The sequence below is a fragment of the Microbacterium faecale genome, from assembly GCF_014640975.1.
Taxonomy (GTDB): Bacteria; Actinomycetota; Actinomycetes; order Actinomycetales; family Microbacteriaceae; genus Microbacterium; species Microbacterium faecale.
The window spans coordinates 1,907,798-1,923,241 of sequence record NZ_BMHO01000001.1 but is presented as its reverse complement, the minus strand read 5'-3'; the positions used below and the strand labels follow the sequence as shown (position 1 = coordinate 1,923,241).

Annotated in this window: 13 protein-coding genes; 6 read left to right on the top strand and 7 right to left on the bottom strand. The window is 68.3% G+C overall.

Features of this window, described 5'->3' with window-relative positions; translation table 11 throughout:
* Positions 1-151: 151 nt before the first annotated feature.
* The 3 genes from IEW87_RS09055 to IEW87_RS09045 all read right to left on the bottom strand — a co-directional run bounded on the left by IEW87_RS09055 (position 152) and on the right by IEW87_RS09045 (position 3,317).
* Entirely contained in the window at positions 152-844 is a 693-nt protein-coding gene (locus tag IEW87_RS09055; RefSeq protein WP_188711919.1) for a coenzyme F420-0:L-glutamate ligase, read from the bottom strand.
* Positions 841-2,190, bottom strand: coding sequence for an RNA polymerase sigma factor (locus tag IEW87_RS09050; protein ID WP_188711918.1), 1,350 nt, complete (start codon positions 2,188-2,190; stop codon positions 841-843). The genes IEW87_RS09055 and IEW87_RS09050 overlap by 4 nt, the downstream gene beginning before the upstream one ends.
* A 197-nt stretch (positions 2,191-2,387) precedes the next feature.
* Entirely contained in the window at positions 2,388-3,317 is a 930-nt protein-coding gene (locus IEW87_RS09045) for a proteasome assembly chaperone family protein (RefSeq protein WP_188711917.1), read from the bottom strand.
* Between the two features lie 61 nt (positions 3,318-3,378).
* Between IEW87_RS09045 and IEW87_RS09040 the strand changes: the two genes are divergently transcribed.
* The 3 genes from IEW87_RS09040 to sucB all read left to right on the top strand — a co-directional run bounded on the left by IEW87_RS09040 (position 3,379) and on the right by sucB (position 8,126).
* Entirely contained in the window at positions 3,379-4,863 is a 1,485-nt protein-coding gene (locus IEW87_RS09040) for a leucyl aminopeptidase (protein ID WP_188711916.1), read from the top strand.
* A 26-nt stretch (positions 4,864-4,889) separates the two neighbouring features.
* Complete coding sequence (gene lpdA, locus IEW87_RS09035) at positions 4,890-6,296, top strand: dihydrolipoyl dehydrogenase (RefSeq protein ID WP_188711915.1); 1,407 nt, start codon at positions 4,890-4,892, stop codon at positions 6,294-6,296.
* 96 nt (positions 6,297-6,392) lie between these two features.
* Entirely contained in the window at positions 6,393-8,126 is a 1,734-nt protein-coding gene (gene sucB, locus IEW87_RS09030) for a 2-oxoglutarate dehydrogenase, E2 component, dihydrolipoamide succinyltransferase (protein WP_188711914.1), read from the top strand.
* A 61-nt stretch (positions 8,127-8,187) separates the two neighbouring features.
* On the opposite strand, the gene IEW87_RS09025 is transcribed toward sucB, so the two are convergent.
* A complete protein-coding gene (locus tag IEW87_RS09025; RefSeq protein ID WP_188711913.1) occupies positions 8,188-9,543 on the bottom strand; it encodes a hypothetical protein in 1,356 nt (451 codons plus the stop codon).
* A 138-nt stretch (positions 9,544-9,681) separates the two neighbouring features.
* On the opposite strand from IEW87_RS09025, the gene IEW87_RS09020 reads away from it, so the two are divergent.
* Complete coding sequence (locus tag IEW87_RS09020; RefSeq protein ID WP_188711912.1) at positions 9,682-10,395, top strand: DUF4191 family protein; 714 nt, start codon at positions 9,682-9,684, stop codon at positions 10,393-10,395.
* 15 nt (positions 10,396-10,410) lie between these two features.
* On the opposite strand, the gene IEW87_RS09015 is transcribed toward IEW87_RS09020, so the two are convergent.
* Complete coding sequence (locus IEW87_RS09015; protein ID WP_188711911.1) at positions 10,411-10,812, bottom strand: RDD family protein; 402 nt, start codon at positions 10,810-10,812, stop codon at positions 10,411-10,413.
* Between the two features lie 190 nt (positions 10,813-11,002).
* On the opposite strand from IEW87_RS09015, the gene glnA reads away from it, so the two are divergent.
* Positions 11,003-12,427 (top strand): type I glutamate--ammonia ligase, encoded by a 1,425-nt coding sequence (gene glnA, locus IEW87_RS09010; RefSeq protein WP_188711910.1) that lies wholly within the window; start codon positions 11,003-11,005, stop codon positions 12,425-12,427.
* Between the two features lie 168 nt (positions 12,428-12,595).
* The gene (locus IEW87_RS09005; RefSeq protein ID WP_188711909.1) at positions 12,596-14,098 is read left to right on the top strand and encodes a catalase; all 1,503 of its coding nucleotides are present in this window, start codon (positions 12,596-12,598) and stop codon (positions 14,096-14,098) included.
* A 52-nt stretch (positions 14,099-14,150) separates the two neighbouring features.
* Here IEW87_RS09005 and ald read toward each other — a convergent pair whose 3' ends face one another.
* Positions 14,151-15,233 (bottom strand): alanine dehydrogenase, encoded by a 1,083-nt coding sequence (gene ald, locus IEW87_RS09000; protein WP_188711908.1) that lies wholly within the window; start codon positions 15,231-15,233, stop codon positions 14,151-14,153.
* A gap of 16 nt (positions 15,234-15,249) precedes the next feature.
* On the bottom strand, positions 15,250-15,444 hold the full coding sequence (locus IEW87_RS08995; RefSeq protein WP_188711907.1) for a hypothetical protein: 195 nt from the start codon (positions 15,442-15,444) through the stop codon (positions 15,250-15,252).

Sequence of the window (15,444 nt, the reverse complement as noted above, 5' to 3'; positions counted from 1 at the left end):
CACGCCGCGCGTTCGGGGTCCCCGTGCGCCGCGTAGCGGTGCACGGGCGCGCAGCGGGGAGGATCCGCTTCTGCGGATCCGGGGGACTGCGGCGCCGCGAGACCATCCGCGCAACGCACCGCAGCGCACCGAAGCGCGCAGGAAAAATGAGCTAGGCCCGCCGGATGATCCCCATCGGCGTGGACTGATGTCCCTGCCCGAGGGGGTTATCGCTGAGGATCCGCGCGAGCAGACGCTCGGCGCCCTTGTCGAGGGTGGTCCCGAGAATGTTCCCGCCGAGATCGTTGATGTCGACGACGGCGACGTCGCAGCCGACGATCCGCTTGACGTCGCGCGCGACACCGTGCGGATCCTCAGGGCCGAGGACGACAGCCTCGTTGTACGGCGGGATGGTGCCCGGCGTGGGACCGTCGATCGCGCGAGCCTTCTCACCGGCGATCCGGTAGAAGTCGCCGCGGCGACCGAACACCTTCGTGACGGCCGAGACGGCGGCAGCGAACAGGATCCGCGGGGCGCCGACCTCGCGCAGGGCGAACTCCATCGTCTCGGGAATGCCCAGTCCGATGCCGTACGCGGTCTTCGTCACGAAGCGCGAGAGGAAAGCGGCAAGGCGCCGGGGGCGGATCTCGCTCATCATGTAGGAGCGTCCCTGCATGATCGCTACGATCTTCTCGGTCACGAAGAGGATGTCGCCGCGCTGTGTGTGCCCCTCGGCATACTCGCGGATGACGTCGTCCAGCTGGTCCCCCGGCATGATGACGCGCGTGCGGATCGGGATCCGCAAGTACGTCTTATCGTCGACCGAGACCTCGAGGGACTTGCCCTCGTTCGCCTCGCCGCTCACTCGAGGTAGTCCCGCAGCGACTGCGACCGGCTCGGGTGGCGCAGCTTCGCCATCGTCTTGGACTCGATCTGGCGGATGCGCTCGCGTGTCACGCCGAACGTGTCGCCGATCTGGTCAAGCGTCTTCGGCTGTCCGTCACCGAGCCCGAAGCGCATGCGGATCACGCCCGCCTCTCGCTCGGACAGGGAGTCGAGCAGACCCTCGAGCTGCCGCTGCAGCATCGTGAAGCCGACAGCATCGGCCGGCACGACCGCCTCGGTGTCCTCGATGAGGTCGCCGAACTCGCTGTCGCCGTCCTCGCCGAGCGGGGTATGCAGCGAGATGGGCTCGCGGCCGTACTTCTGCACCTCGACGACCTTCTCGGGCGTCATGTCGAGCTCGCGGGCGAGTTCCTCAGGCGTGGGCTCGCGACCGAGGTCCTGCAGCATCTGGCGCTGCACGCGGGCGAGCTTGTTGATGACCTCGACCATGTGCACCGGGATACGGATGGTGCGGGCCTGGTCGGCCATCGCGCGGGTGATCGCCTGGCGGATCCACCACGTCGCGTAGGTCGAGAACTTGAAGCCCTTGGTGTAGTCGAACTTCTCGACGGCGCGGATCAGGCCGAGGTTGCCCTCCTGGATGAGGTCCAAGAACTGCATGCCGCGCCCCGTGTAGCGCTTCGCCAGCGAGACGACGAGGCGGAGGTTCGCGCCGAGGAGGTGGCTCTTCGCGCGCTTGCCGTCGCGGGACACCCACTGCATGTCGAGTCCGAGCTGCGTGGACTTCTCGGCCGCCGACATCTTCGACAGCTTCTCCTCCGCGAAGAGGCCCGCCTCGATGCGCATCGCCAGGTCGACCTCTTCGGCCGCGTTCAGCAGCGGCACCTTGCCGATCTGCTTCAGGTAGTCCTTGACAGGGTCGGCCGTCGCGCCCGTGATCTGCGTCGAGTAGACCGGCACGTCCTCCTCCTCGGAGGAGCTGATGACGATCGCGCCGGTGGGGAGCGGTTCCTTCTGCTCGGTCTTCGGCTTCGGCTGCTCTTCGACCTCGGGGGTCGACTCGGCGATGATCTCGTCGACGACGTCGGTCTTCCGCTTGCGCGCGGGCTTAGCCTTGTCGGCCGGCTCCTTCGCCGCCGTGCGCTTGGCTGCCGACGCAGTCGTCTTCTTCGCCGCAGCCGCGGTGGTCTTCTTCTCCGCGGACGCAGTCGTCTTCTTCGCGGCCGTTGTCTTCGCGGCCGTTGTCTTCGCCGCAGGCTTCTTCGCGGCCGGCTTCTTGGCCGCGGTCTTCTTGGCTGCTGTGGTCTTCTCGGCCGTCTCGGCCATCTTCTCGTCGGTCTTCGTGGTCTTCGTGGCAGGAGTCACGCTTCACCTTTCGCCGGATGTCGCCTGGCGCCAGCGCTCCGGGTGTGTTCGAACACGATTAAGGCCCTTGTCAAGTCCAACGCTCGAAAGCGTGGAGCCGACAACGGCGCGGGCCATCATTCTCTCATACAAATGCGGTGGCTCACGACCAGTCATCACCGCATCGGTGACAACGCCGCCGAGACCTCCCGTATTCCCTAGAACAGACCTTCGTCATCTCCGGGACGGTCGGCGAGGAAACGCTCGAGCTCGGCGGCGAGCTCGTCGGCACTCGGCAGGTCGCCCTCATCGAATCGCTGGTCGTCTGCCGCGCCCGTCTGACCGTCGGCCGCCATGTACGAGTCGAAGCGCTCCTCGAGCGCCTCGACCATGCGTGCGAGCTCGTCGTTGTTCGCGATCTGGTCTTCGACACGGCCGAGATATGCGCGATGTTCCTCGCGAACGCCATCGAGCGCAAAGACGAGGCCCGTTGCGGTCATGAGGCGGTCGAGCGCCGCGAGGGTCGCTCCAGGGAAGTCGGTCTCGGCGAGGTAGTGCGGCACGAGCATGACGAATCCCGCGACCGGGTATCCGTCCTCCGACATCCGGAACTCGATGAGATGCCCGAGCGTCGCCGGCGCCTGCGTGCGCGGCTTCCAGACGGAGTGCGCCTGGACGAGGTCGGCGCGCGATCCGCTCACCGTGGTCGTCATCTCGCGCGTATGCGGCACCGGCATCGCGATCGCGTGGACCCACGTCATGGTCGACACGTCGAACTCGTCGGCCAGCGCGAGGAGCACGTCGACGACACCCTCCCACCCGAAGTCCGGCTCGTATCCCGACAACAGCAGGAACGGCTGTCCGAGCGCATCGGCCACCAGCGACAGTTCGAGGCGCGGCGCCCGGAACTCCGACAGGTGATCCTGGTCGAATGTAATCACGGGGCGACGCGCCCGGTAGTCGAGCAGAGCGTCATTACGGAAAACGGCCACGGGCTGCGGGTCGAGATCGTCCCGCATGTAGTCGACGATGCTCGATACGGTGCCACCCGCATCGGTGAAGCCCGTCAGGAGCACGACCAGCGGAAGGCGCGGCGGCACGACGGGAGCGTTCGCCACCCGGTCGAAGATCTCCGGATTCCAAGCCATGCCCCCAGTCTAGAGACCCCCGCGCCCCCGCGGCTCCGGATGCGAACCTAGGATGGTTCGCATGCCCCTTCCGGATATTTCGATCACCCATGTCCCTTTCCCCGCCGAGGAAGCCGACGTGCTGGTCCTCGCCGTCCCGACGCTCGACGATGACGCGCTCGAGGGCTTCGACGGACTGCGCCCCGCGCTCGAGGCGATCGCCTTCACGGGCAAGAAGGGCTCCTTCGCGCGGGTCTACGCTCCTGAGTTCACCGCGGCGCCACTCGCCGTCGTGGGGCTCGGAGCTGACGCCGACGCGCACGTCATCCGCGACGAGGTCGGTGCCGCCGTCCGCCAGCTGACAGGCGTCGACACCCTCGCCGTTCACGTCGCCTCCGAGGTCGATGGCGCCTGGAGCGCCGCTGCCGAGGGCGCCGCGCTCGGCGGCTACCGATTCGACTCGCTCAAGAGCGGATCCGACGAAGGCCGTGCTGACGGACGCCGCGCGAGCAGCATCGTCGTCCACGCGCCGGAGTCGGCGTCCGAGGAGGACCTTGCGCCTGTGCGTGCGCACGCACGGGCAGTCGCCCTGGTGAAGGATCTCGTCTCGACGCCCGCCGATCGCCAGTCGCCGGAACAGCTCGCGGACGTCGCGACGAGCGCGGTCGCCGACCTGCCGGTGCAGACAACCGTATGGGACGAGAAGGCGCTCGCCGACGGCGGGTTCGGCGGAATCCTCGGCGTCGGTCGCGGGTCTGAGCGCCCGCCCCGCCTGGTGCGCCTCGACTACGCACCCGACGGTGCCGAGCGCCACATTGCGCTCGTCGGCAAGGGCATCACGTTCGACACGGGAGGACTCTCCCTCAAGCCCGCCGCCAGCATGGTCGGCATGCAGGAAGACATGACGGGCGCCGCCGAGGTGCTCGCCGTCGTCCGCGCCGCCGCCGAGCTCGAGCTTCCCGTGCGCGTCACGGCCTGGTTGTGCATCGCGGACAACATGCCCTCGGGTCGCGCGACACGACCGGGCGATGTGCTGACGATTGCCGACGGCACGACCGTCGAGGTCACCAATACCGACGCCGAAGGGCGGCTGGTCCTCGCCGATGGTCTCGTCGCCGCGAGCCGAGAGAGTCCGGATGTGATCGTGGACGTCGCGACGCTGACGGGTGCCGTCCTCGTCGCCCTCGGCACGCGCCACACCGGCGTGCTCGGCCACGGCGAGGCGCCCGATGCATTCCTCGCAGCCGCCGAGCGCACGGGCGAGCCTGCCTGGCGCCTGCCGCTCGCGGAGCACATGAAGCCCGAACTCGATTCGCGCGTCGCCGACATGCAGAACGCGAACGTCGGCAATCGCGCCGCCGGCACGATCTATGCAGGCCTGTTCCTGCAGCGTTTCATCGGGCGGGTCGACAACGACAAGAACGGTGAGCAGATCGACTGGGTCCACCTCGACATCGCCGGATCCGGAATGAGCACGACGAGCCCCTTCGGCTTCACCGACAAGGGACCGACCGGCGCCTCCACGCGCGCGCTCATCGAGTTCGTCGCCGCAGGCGGCACGGCGTAGGAACGCTGACGAGAGGGCGGCACCGCATGACCGACCACACCTTCGATCTCGTCGTGCTCGGCGGCGGCAGCGGCGGCTACGCGGCCGCGCTGCGCGCGGCTGAGCTCGGCAGCTCCGTTGCCATCATCGAGGCGGACCTCCTCGGCGGCACGTGCCTGCACCGCGGGTGCGTGCCGACGAAGGCTCTCCTGCATACCGCGGAGGTCGCCGAGACCGTCCGGCGCGCTGGCACGGTCGGCGTCGAGGCGACGCTCGGGGGTATCGACGCCGCCGCGGCACGCGCGTGGCGAACGAAGCTGATCGACGGCAAGCACCGCGGTCTGTCGTCGCTCGTGGCCGCACGTGGCATCACCGTGGTCACCGGGCGCGGCGTACTCGCCGACGCCGACGGTCGGCCTGCCGTGGCCGTCGGCGAGGATCGCTGGATCGGCACGGACGTCGTGCTCGCCACCGGCGCGGTGCCGCGCACCGTTCCCGGTGTCGAGTTCGGCGGCCGAATCCTCGACTCGACCGCCGCTCTCGCGCTCGATGAGACCCCCGGTCGCGTCGTCGTCCTCGGCGGCGGCGTCATCGGTGTCGAGTTCGCGAGCGCCTGGCGCACCCTCGGCGCCGAGGTCACGATCGTCGAGGCCCTGGACGGCCTCATCCAGAACGAGGATCCGTCCTCCTCGGCAGCGCTCGAGAAAGCCCTCCGTCGTCGCGGCATCGCTCTCGAACTCGGTGCACGCGTCGCGGGCGCGACGGAGAACGGCGAGGGCGTGACGGTCTCGATCGAGCGTGAAGAGGTCACGTCTCACATCGAGGCCGACTATCTCCTCGTCGCTGTCGGCCGCTCCCCTGCCACCGGCGAACTCGGTCTGGACACGCTCGGGATCGACACGCAGCGCGGCTTCGTCGCGACCGACGACACCCTGCGCACGACGGGCGCCCACGTGTGGGCCGTGGGCGACATCGTCGCGGGCCCGCAGCTTGCCCACCGCGGCTTCCGACACGGCGCGTTCGTCGCCGAGACGATCGCCGGACTGTCCCCCTCTCCGCTCGACGACGCCCTCTTCCCCCGGGTGACCTACTCGACCCCGGAGATCGCTTCGGTGGGACTGACCGAACCGCAGGCGATCGCGGCCCACGGCTCCGGCCGGGTGGTCGTGCAGGAGGTGCCGCTGTCGAGCAACGCCAAGACCGAGATCGTCTCTGCGGGAAGCACCGCGCGCTCAGGATTCGTCAAGGTTGTCGCCCTCGACGGTGGCCCGGTCATCGGTGTTCACCTCGTCGGCGAGCGCGTCGGCGAGCTCATCACGGAGGGGCAGCTCGCCGTCGCATGGGAGGCGCACCCGGCTGATATCGCGCCGCTCGTCCATGCCCACCCCTCCCAAAGCGAAGCGCTCGGCGAGGCATTCCTCGCCCTCGCTGGATCGCCCCTGCACACGATGTGATCGACGCTCGCGCGCGGATCACCGTATGACGCGTGAGGTCCACCCCGATCCATTAGGCTGAAAGAAGCACTTTCCCTTCCTGAAGGAGACTCGAATATGAGCACTTCCGTTGTCCTCCCCGCTCTCGGCGAGAGCGTCACCGAGGGAACGGTCACCCGCTGGCTGAAGCAGGTCGGCGACACCGTCGAGGTCGATGAACCGCTGCTCGAGGTCTCCACCGACAAGGTGGACACCGAGATCCCGTCGCCCGTCGCCGGTGTGCTCGAGAAGATCCTCGTTCAGGAGGATGAGACGGCCGAGGTCGGCGCGGAACTCGCGATGGTCGGCGACGGCGAAGGGTCGGGCGGCGACGCCTCCGACGACTCCGCTGCCGCAGACGACGCACCGCAGGCCGCCGAGCCCGAGCAGACCGAAGAGGCGCCCGCCGAGGCCGAGCAGGCCGAAGAGCAGCCCGCCGAGCAGGAGGCTGCGTCGAGCGACGCGCCGACTGACTCGGGCGACGCGACCGACGTGATCCTCCCCGAGCTCGGTGAGAGCGTCACGGAGGGCACGATCACGCGCTGGCTCAAGCAGGTTGGCGACACGGTCGACGTCGACGAGCCGCTCCTCGAGATCTCGACCGACAAGGTCGACACCGAGGTGCCCTCGCCCGTCGCTGGCACCGTGCTCGAGCACATGGCGGCCGAAGACGACACGGTCGAGGTCGGCGCAGTGCTCGCGCGCGTCGGCTCCGGATCCGCGGCTCCGGCCGAGAAGGAAGAGGCCCCGGAGCCCGAAAAGGCTGCCGAGCCCGAAAAGGCTCCGGAACCCGAGAAGGCCCCCGAGCCTGAAAAGGCCGCGGAGCCCGAGAAGGCGTCGGAGCCCGAGACGCCCGCAGAAGCGGAGAAGCCGGCACCGACGCCCGCTGCCGACGAGGACGCGGATGGGCGCGTGTACGTTACGCCCCTCGTGCGCAAGCTCGCCGCGCAGCACGGTGTCGACCTCACCTCGGTCAAGGGCTCGGGAGTCGGCGGTCGTATCCGCAAGGACGACGTGCTGGCCGCGGCTTCCTCCTCCGGTTCCGCCGGGCAGACGCAGACCGCGTCGGCACCGGCCACGAAGCTCGAGACGTCGCCCCTGCGCGGCACGACCGAGCCCATGTCGCGCCTGCGGAAGGTCATCGCCAGCCGTGCGGTCGAGTCGCTCAACACGACGGCTCAGCTGACGACCGTCGTCGAGGTCGACGTCACGAAGCTCGCGCAGTTCCGCGACGAGAAGAAGGCCGAGTTCCTCGAGAAGACGGGCAACAAGCTCTCCTTCCTGCCGTTCTTCTCGCTCGCCGCTGTCGAGGCGCTCAAGGCGTACCCGGTGATCAACTCGACGATGGAAGACGACAAGATCGTCTACCCCGACGCCGAGAACCTCTCGATCGCGGTCGACACCGACAAGGGCCTGTACACGCCCGTGCTGCGCGACGCCTCGTCGAAGAACCTCGCCGAGATCGCCGCGGGTATCGCGGATCTCGCCGCACGCACGCGCGACAGCAAGTTGAAGCCGGATGACCTGTCGGGCGGAACGTTCACCATCACCAACACGGGATCGCGCGGCGCGCTCTTCGACACCCCGCTGGTCTTCCTGCCGCAGTCGGCGATCCTCGGAACCGGCATCGTGTTCAAGCGTCCCGGTATCGCGAAGGTCGACGGCGCGGACGCGATCGCGGTGCGCTCGTACGTGTACCTCGCGCTCTCGTACGACCACCGCACGATCGACGGTGCCGACGCGGCGCGTTACCTCGGAGCGGTCAAGAACCGCCTCGAGGAGGCGAACTTCGCCGCTGATCTCGGCATCTGACACCTCCGCACGACGGCGGTCGCGACTCCGGTCGCGACCGCCGTCGTCGTGTCGGCGCGCCTCACGCGCTCCCCTGTCGATACAGATCCCGCACGCGCCACGTGCCGTCGACACGTTCGATCACGAGCAGCTGCGGAGCGCGTGCTGCAGCGCGCACCGCCAAGAGCGCAACCGCTCCGTAATCGTCGACGAGCTCGATGTCTGATGCCGGATCGGCGGCGGCGCCCGACAGTCCGGCGGTGCCGGCGAGCAAGGCGCGGGCCGCGCGCACGGGGTCGTCCGCGACGAGCGCGGCGTGGTGTCGCTCGTTCTCGAGCTCGACACGGGCCGCGTCCACGGTCTGATCGGTCTTGTCGGCCTCGTGAGGCCCGGCCGCCTTCCCGGCGTCCGGAGTCGGGGCGGTGGTCCGCGCAGCACGTGCGTCAGCGTCGGGTTGCTCCTGCGCTCGGCCCGCGTCATCGCTCGGCCACAGCACACCGACGGCGATCACGATCATCGCGGCCGCCCCCGCGACCAGCGCCACGCGGCCGCGATTCCGTTCCCGGCCGCCGTCGGCAGACGAACGGGCGGCCTCCCGCCGACGTTTGCGACGGCGACCCACGAGGCGGGCGAGGGATCCCATCGAATCCGCCACGATCCCCGCGACGCGCGCGTCGAGCAGGTTCTCCAGCACCGCACGCACGCGCTGTGTCGGCCCCGATGGGTCCGGGTCCTCCGGCCGGATGACGCGCGGTTCCTGCCCGGCGCGGCCCCTCGCCCGTGACGGCTCGAGGTCCACGGGCTGCGGGGCGGCTGCATCGAAGAGCGTCTGTTCGAAGCGTTCGATCGCTCGCTCGACGCCTTCCGGCCGTTCGAGGGCGACGAGGATGTCGTCGCACACCCGCGAGACGACACGATCGTCGCACGCGGCGACGATCTGCCGGACGAGATCGCGCGACGCCTCCCCAATGGGGGCGACACCGCGGGCGTCGCCGCCGAAAACGAAGACGGGGCGCCGATCGCGCGTCATCCACCAGCCGCCCGAAGCATCGTCGGCCAGTCCGCGCTGCGACGCCTCGACGACACCACGGAGGATCGATACGACAAGCGTCACGACCTCGCCCCGATGCCAGCCGGTCCCGCCCTCCTCCCGGACGCCACACGCGTGCGCACAGGTCTCCGCGAGGTCCGCGAGCACGACGTCGTGACCGTCGTCGCGCCGAAGCACGTCGGTCGGTCCCGCGAGATGCTCGGCCCCCGCGCAGCTCCACCCGGGCCAGCCGGCCGCGTCGACGGCGTCCACCAGCAGAAGTGTCTCGCCTCCGATCGTCGCCCGTGTCGCCGGAAGAGGGACCTCGGGTGGCGCGATGCGGCGAATGCGTCGCAGGTCTCCGAGAAGCGCGTCTTGGGCCTCATCCGTCGCGGCAAGCACTGTCATGCGTCCCAGCCTGGACGGATCCCGGTCGCTTCGCTCGAGCGTCCCGACCCCCGCTGTGGACGGATCCAGAAGGTTGCCCCCTGTGGGCGCGGCACGACGCCGCCGGAAGCACCCTGCGGGGCCGGTAAACTGTCTGCCATGGCCTCACGCACGCCCGCCGCCGAGAAGCGCCCGGGAATCTTCAGCACGATCAAAAGCCTGATCGGGTTCACCCGCAAGCCCTACCCGTGGGTCGTGTGGGTCCTGCCCCTGATCCTCGTCGCCGGCATCGGCATCGCGATCGGTCTCGCCGCCGTCCTGCAGCAGAGCTGGTGGGCGTACATCTTCTGGGGCCTCACGGGTCTCATGGCGGGCATGATCTTCGCGATGCTGTTGCTCAACCGGCTCGCGACGAAGGCGATGTACGCGCAGATCGACGGTCAGATGGGGGCGGCGGGCCACGTCGTGTCGAACCTTCTCGGCCGGAAGTGGCGCGGCGGCGACGAGCCCGTCTCCTTCAACCCCAAGTCGAAGGACGGCGTCTATCGCGCCGTCGGGCGGGGCGGCGTGGTGCTCGTCGGCGAAGGATCGCGCAAGCGCCTCGAGAAGCTCATCAAGAAGGAGCGCACGACCGCGCGTCGCATCACCCACGACGCCGTGCCGGTGAACGTGTTCTACGTGGGACGTGAGGAAGACAGCGTGCCGATCGATCGACTCGCCAAGACGATCAAGCGTCTGCCGAAGGTCGTCGACCGACGCGGCATGGCCCAGCTGATCGCGCGCACCGACTCGATCTCCCAGGGCGCGATGTCCTCGCTCCCCATCCCGAAGGGCGTCGACCCGATGAAAGTCCGCGCCCCCAAGCCCCGCTGACGCCCGCGGGCGAGGTCAGCGCCGGACGAGGATCGTGCCGGCGAGCACGTCGTGAAGCCCGCGGTGGTCCTCATCCCAGATCGCGACCGGGATCACCAGCGCCGTGAGCAGGGCCCGCAGGAGCGGTCGCCACACACCGGCCCAACCGCCGCCCTGGCGAATCACGCGCATTCCCCACAGACGGTGTCCGGGGCTCCCCGCCATCGTGAGGATGAACACGGCCTGGATCACGAAGAAGATCGCCAGCGTCGACCACCAGGCGTAGTCGAAGAATGCCGCGGACAGCAGCACGACAGCGATCCAGTCCGTCGCGAGCGCGCCGACGCGGCGCGAGAGCGGCGCGATGCTGCCTGGTCCACTGCGCGGCAGCCCGATCGACTTACCGGGATAGTCGTGTTCGCGTGAATCGGGGGTCACTCCTCCACCCTATTGAGGCGCCGGTGTGCCGCGTCTGGGAGAACACCAGCGATGCCGGTTTGTCCCGTCGATCGCGTGCGCCGTAACATCGGGGAAACATCCGAGACACTCCGGAGCAACGGCCCCGGAGTAGTTTCGACGGGTCAGCCCGCCTCGGGTCCGCCCGACAATTCCCATAACTGGAGCTTTCATGTTCACTGACTCTTCCGAAGTGCTCGCATTCATCAAGGAGGAGGACGTCAAGTTCCTGGACATCCGGTTCACCGACCTCCCCGGCGTCCAGCAACATTTCAACATCCCCGCGTCGACGGTCGACGAGGACTTCTTCGCGGTCGGCCAGATGTTCGACGGATCCTCGATCCGCGGCTTTGCGTCAATCGACGAGTCAGACATGCAGCTGATCCCCGACGTCACAACGGCGTACGTCGACCCGTTCCGTACGCACAAGACGCTCGTGATGATCTTCGATATCTACAACCCGCGTAACGGCGAGATCTATGCGAAGGATCCGCGCCAGGTCGCCAAGAAGGCCGAGAAGTACCTCGAGTCGACGGGCATCGCCGACACCGCGTTCTTCGCACCCGAAGCCGAGTTCTACATCTTCGACGACGTGCGCTACGAGGTCAGCGGCGGCAAGAGCTTCTACCAGGTCGACTCCATCGAGGCCTCGTGGAACAGCGCCCGCGAGGAGGAAGGCGGCAACCTCGGCAATAAGACGCAGCCGAAGGGCGGATATTTCCCGGTGCCGCCCGTGGACAAGCAGGCCGACCTGCGTGACGACATCTCATTGAACCTCATCGAGGTGGGCCTTGATCTGGAGCGTGCCCACCACGAGGTCGGCGCCCCCGGCCAGGCCGAGATCAACTACAAGTTCGACACGATGGTGCACGCCGCCGACGACGTCCTGAAGTTCAAGTACATCGTGAAGAACACCGCTGACAAGTGGGGCAAGACCGCCACCTTCATGCCCAAGCCCGTCTTCGGCGACAACGGCTCCGGCATGCACACCCACCAGTCGCTGTGGCTCGATGGCAAGCCCCTCTTCTTCGACGAACAGGGCTACGCGCAGCTGTCCGACGTCGCGCGCTGGTACATCGGCGGTCTCCTCGCCCACGCGCCCGCCGTCCTCGCCTTCACCAACCCGACGATCAACTCGTACCACCGGCTCGTGAAGGGCTACGAGGCGCCGATCAACCTCGTCTACTCGGCCGGCAACCGCTCGGCGGCCGTCCGGATCCCGCTCACGGGCGCCAACCCGAAGGCGAAGCGTCTCGAGTTCCGCGCACCCGACGCGTCGTCGAACCCGTACCTCGCCTTCGCCGCGCAGCTCATGGCGGGAATCGATGGCATCAAGAACCGCATCGAGCCGCTGGCGCCGATCGACAAGGACCTCTACGAGCTGCCGCCGGAAGAAGCGAAGGGCATCCCGCAGCTGCCCACCACGCTCCCCGAGGCCCTCGAGGCGCTGCGGCAGGATCACGCCTTCCTTCTCGAAGGCGGCGTTTTCTCCGAAGAGCTGATCGAGACCTGGATCAACTACAAGGTCGAGAATGAGATCCTCCCGCTCGCTCAGCGCCCGCACCCCTACGAATTCGAGCTCTACTACGGGGTGTAGCGAGAACTAGCGGGTTTATGGGCCAGTGGCGGCCTCCGCCGACCGCACGGCGCATCGGTGTCAACCCCTTCACTTCCGAGCCGGTCCGGGCTTGACTAGAGCATGAGCCACACGGGGCCGTCGAGCGTCATGCATCACGGTTCCGATCCGCAGGAGAAGGAGGACGAGATGGAGAAGAAGACGCCCAACGCCACGGGATCCACCACGCAGGCGGGCATCCCGGCCGTCAGTGACCGCAACTCACTCACCGTCGGCAATGATGGTCCGGTCGTGCTGCACGATCATCACCTGATCGAGACCATGCAGCACTTCAACCGGATGAACGTCCCAGAGCGCCGTCCACATGCGAAGGGCGCGGGCGCCTTCGGCACGTTCGAGGTCACCGAGGACGTCTCGCGGTACACCAAGGCCGACTTCCTTCAGCCGGGGAAGAAGACCGAGATGCTGGCGCGGTTCTCCACCGTGGCGGGAGAGCTGGGCTCGCCTGACACGTGGCGCGATGTGCGGGGCTTCGCGCTGAAGTTCTACACCGAAGAGGGCAACTTCGACATGGTGGGCAACAACACCCCGGTCTTCTTCGTGCGCGATCCGATGAAGTTCGCCCACTTCATCCGCTCCCAGAAACGCCTGCCCGACAGCGGACTGCGCGACGGCACCATGCAGTGGGACTTCTGGACCAACAACCCCGAGTCCGCCCACCAGGTCACCTACCTGATGGGTGAGCGAGGACTGCCGAAGACCTGGCGGCACATGAACGGATACAGCTCGCACACCTACTCGCTGGTCAATGCCGCCGGCGAGCGGTTCTGGGTGAAGTGGCACTTCCAGACGAACCAGGGCATGGAGCACCTCACGAACGAGGAGGCCGAGCAGATGGCCGGGGCCAACGCCGACTTCCATCGGCAGGACCTCTTCGAGGCCATCGGACGGGGCGAGCATCCGTCCTGGGATCTGTACTTCCAGATCATGCCGTACGACGAGGCCAAGGAGTACCGGTTCAACCCGTTCGACCTGACGAAGGTGTGGTCGAAGAAGGACTACCCGCGCATCAGGGTCGGCACGATGACCCTGAACCGCAACCCGGAGAACTTCTTCGCCCAGATCGAGCAGGCGAGCTTCTCGCCGGCGAACATGGTCCCCGGCACGGGGAACTCGCCGGACAAGATGCTTCTGGGGCGCACGTTCTCGTACCAGGATGCCCAGCGCTATCGCGTCGGCACCAACTTCCAGCAACTGCCGGTCAACCGCCCCATCAACGAGGTGCACACCTACAACTTCGAGGGCAACATGTGGTACGACCACACCGGTGCGCGCTCCGTGTACGCCCCGAACTCATTCGGCGACTCGTGGTCGGACGAGGAGGGCCCGGTGGAGAACGGGTGGGAAGCCGACGGCGAACTTACACGGCACGCATACAACCTGCACGCCGACGACGACGACTTCGGCCAGCCCGGCACCCTGGTGCGCGAGGTATTCGACGATGCCCAGCGCGACGAGTTCGTGAAGACCGTCGCCGGTGCACTCGACGGCGTCGCCGAGCCCGTGCTGTCCAACGCGTTCCAGTACTGGAAGAACGTCGACCCGGTCATCGGGCAGCGCATCGAGGATGCGGTGAAGGCCGCCCCCGGTGATACGGCCGTGCCCGGCATGGGCATCGACGCAGACGACTGAGGACTGACGGCCGCGCCTCCTCAACCGAGGCGGCGCGGCCGCGTCATCTCCGTCACGAGAACGCGCGGGCGACCGCCGCGTTGACGATCTCGCCGCCGCGAACATTGAGGCCCGCCGCCAGAGCGGAGTCCGCGTCGGCCGCCGCATCCCAGCCGCGGTCGGCGACACGCTGGACGTACGGGAGCGTCGCATTGGTGAGCGCATGCGTCGACGTGGCAGGCACCGCGCCCGGCATATTCGTCACGCAGTAGTAAATGCACTCGTGGCGGGTGAAGGTCGGGGCGTCGTGCGTCGTCGGACGCGACCCCTCGAAACAGCCGCCCTGATCGATCGCAATATCGACGAGCACGGATCCGGGCCGCATCGCACGCACCATGTCATCCGTGACGAGCTTCGGCGCCGCAGCTCCCGGAATGAGGACGGACCCGATGACGAGATCCGCGTCCGCCACGGCATCCGCCACGGCGAAGCGCGTGGAGTGACGCGTCACGAGCCCGTTGCCGAACCGCGCCTCCAGCTCTCCGAGACGGTCGATGTCCACGTCGAGCACCGTCACGCGGGCGCCGAGCCCGAGTGCGTTCGCCACGGCATTCTCCCCCGCGACGCCGCCGCCGATCACGACGACGTTCCCGCGCGGAACGCCGGGGACCCCGCCGAGCAGTGATCCGCGACCGCCCTGAGCGCGCATGAGGTGGTAGGCGCCCACGGCCACCGACAGCCGCCCGGCGACCGTCGACATGGGCGTGAGCAGGGGAAGCGATCCGTCCGCCCCACGTACCGTCTCGTACGCGACGGCCGTCGTCCCGGCGCGCATGAGCGCCTCCGTCAAGGGGCGGTCCGCGGCGAGGTGCAGGTAGGTGAAGAGCGTGAGGTCGTCTCGCAGATACGCGTACTCGGAGGCCTCGGGCTCCTTGACCTTCAGGACGAGGTCCCCCGCGCGCCATGTCTCCTCCGCGCCCGTGAGGATCGTCGCCCCGGCAGCGGCGTACTCGTCGTCCGCGATCCGTGAGCCCTCTCCTGCGCCGGCCTGCACGAACACCTCGTGCCCGCGCTGCACGAGCGCGTCCACGCCCGCGGGGATCGCGGCGACCCGGTTCTCGCTGTTCTTGATCTCGGCCGGCACGGCGATGCGCATGACGGGCTCCTCTCCCTCAGTGCTCGAGCAAGGTGTCGTAGGTCCGCAGGCGTCCGCACATGCCGTAACGACGGTCACCGAAGCGCGGGGTCGTCTGCCGAACGAGCGCGTCGGCGACGGCGATCGCCGCCGCGCGGAACGTCATCACGGCGTCACGGCCGACGTCCACGTGCGAGCGCGAGGTGCTGCCACGGGACGTCGAACCGGTCAT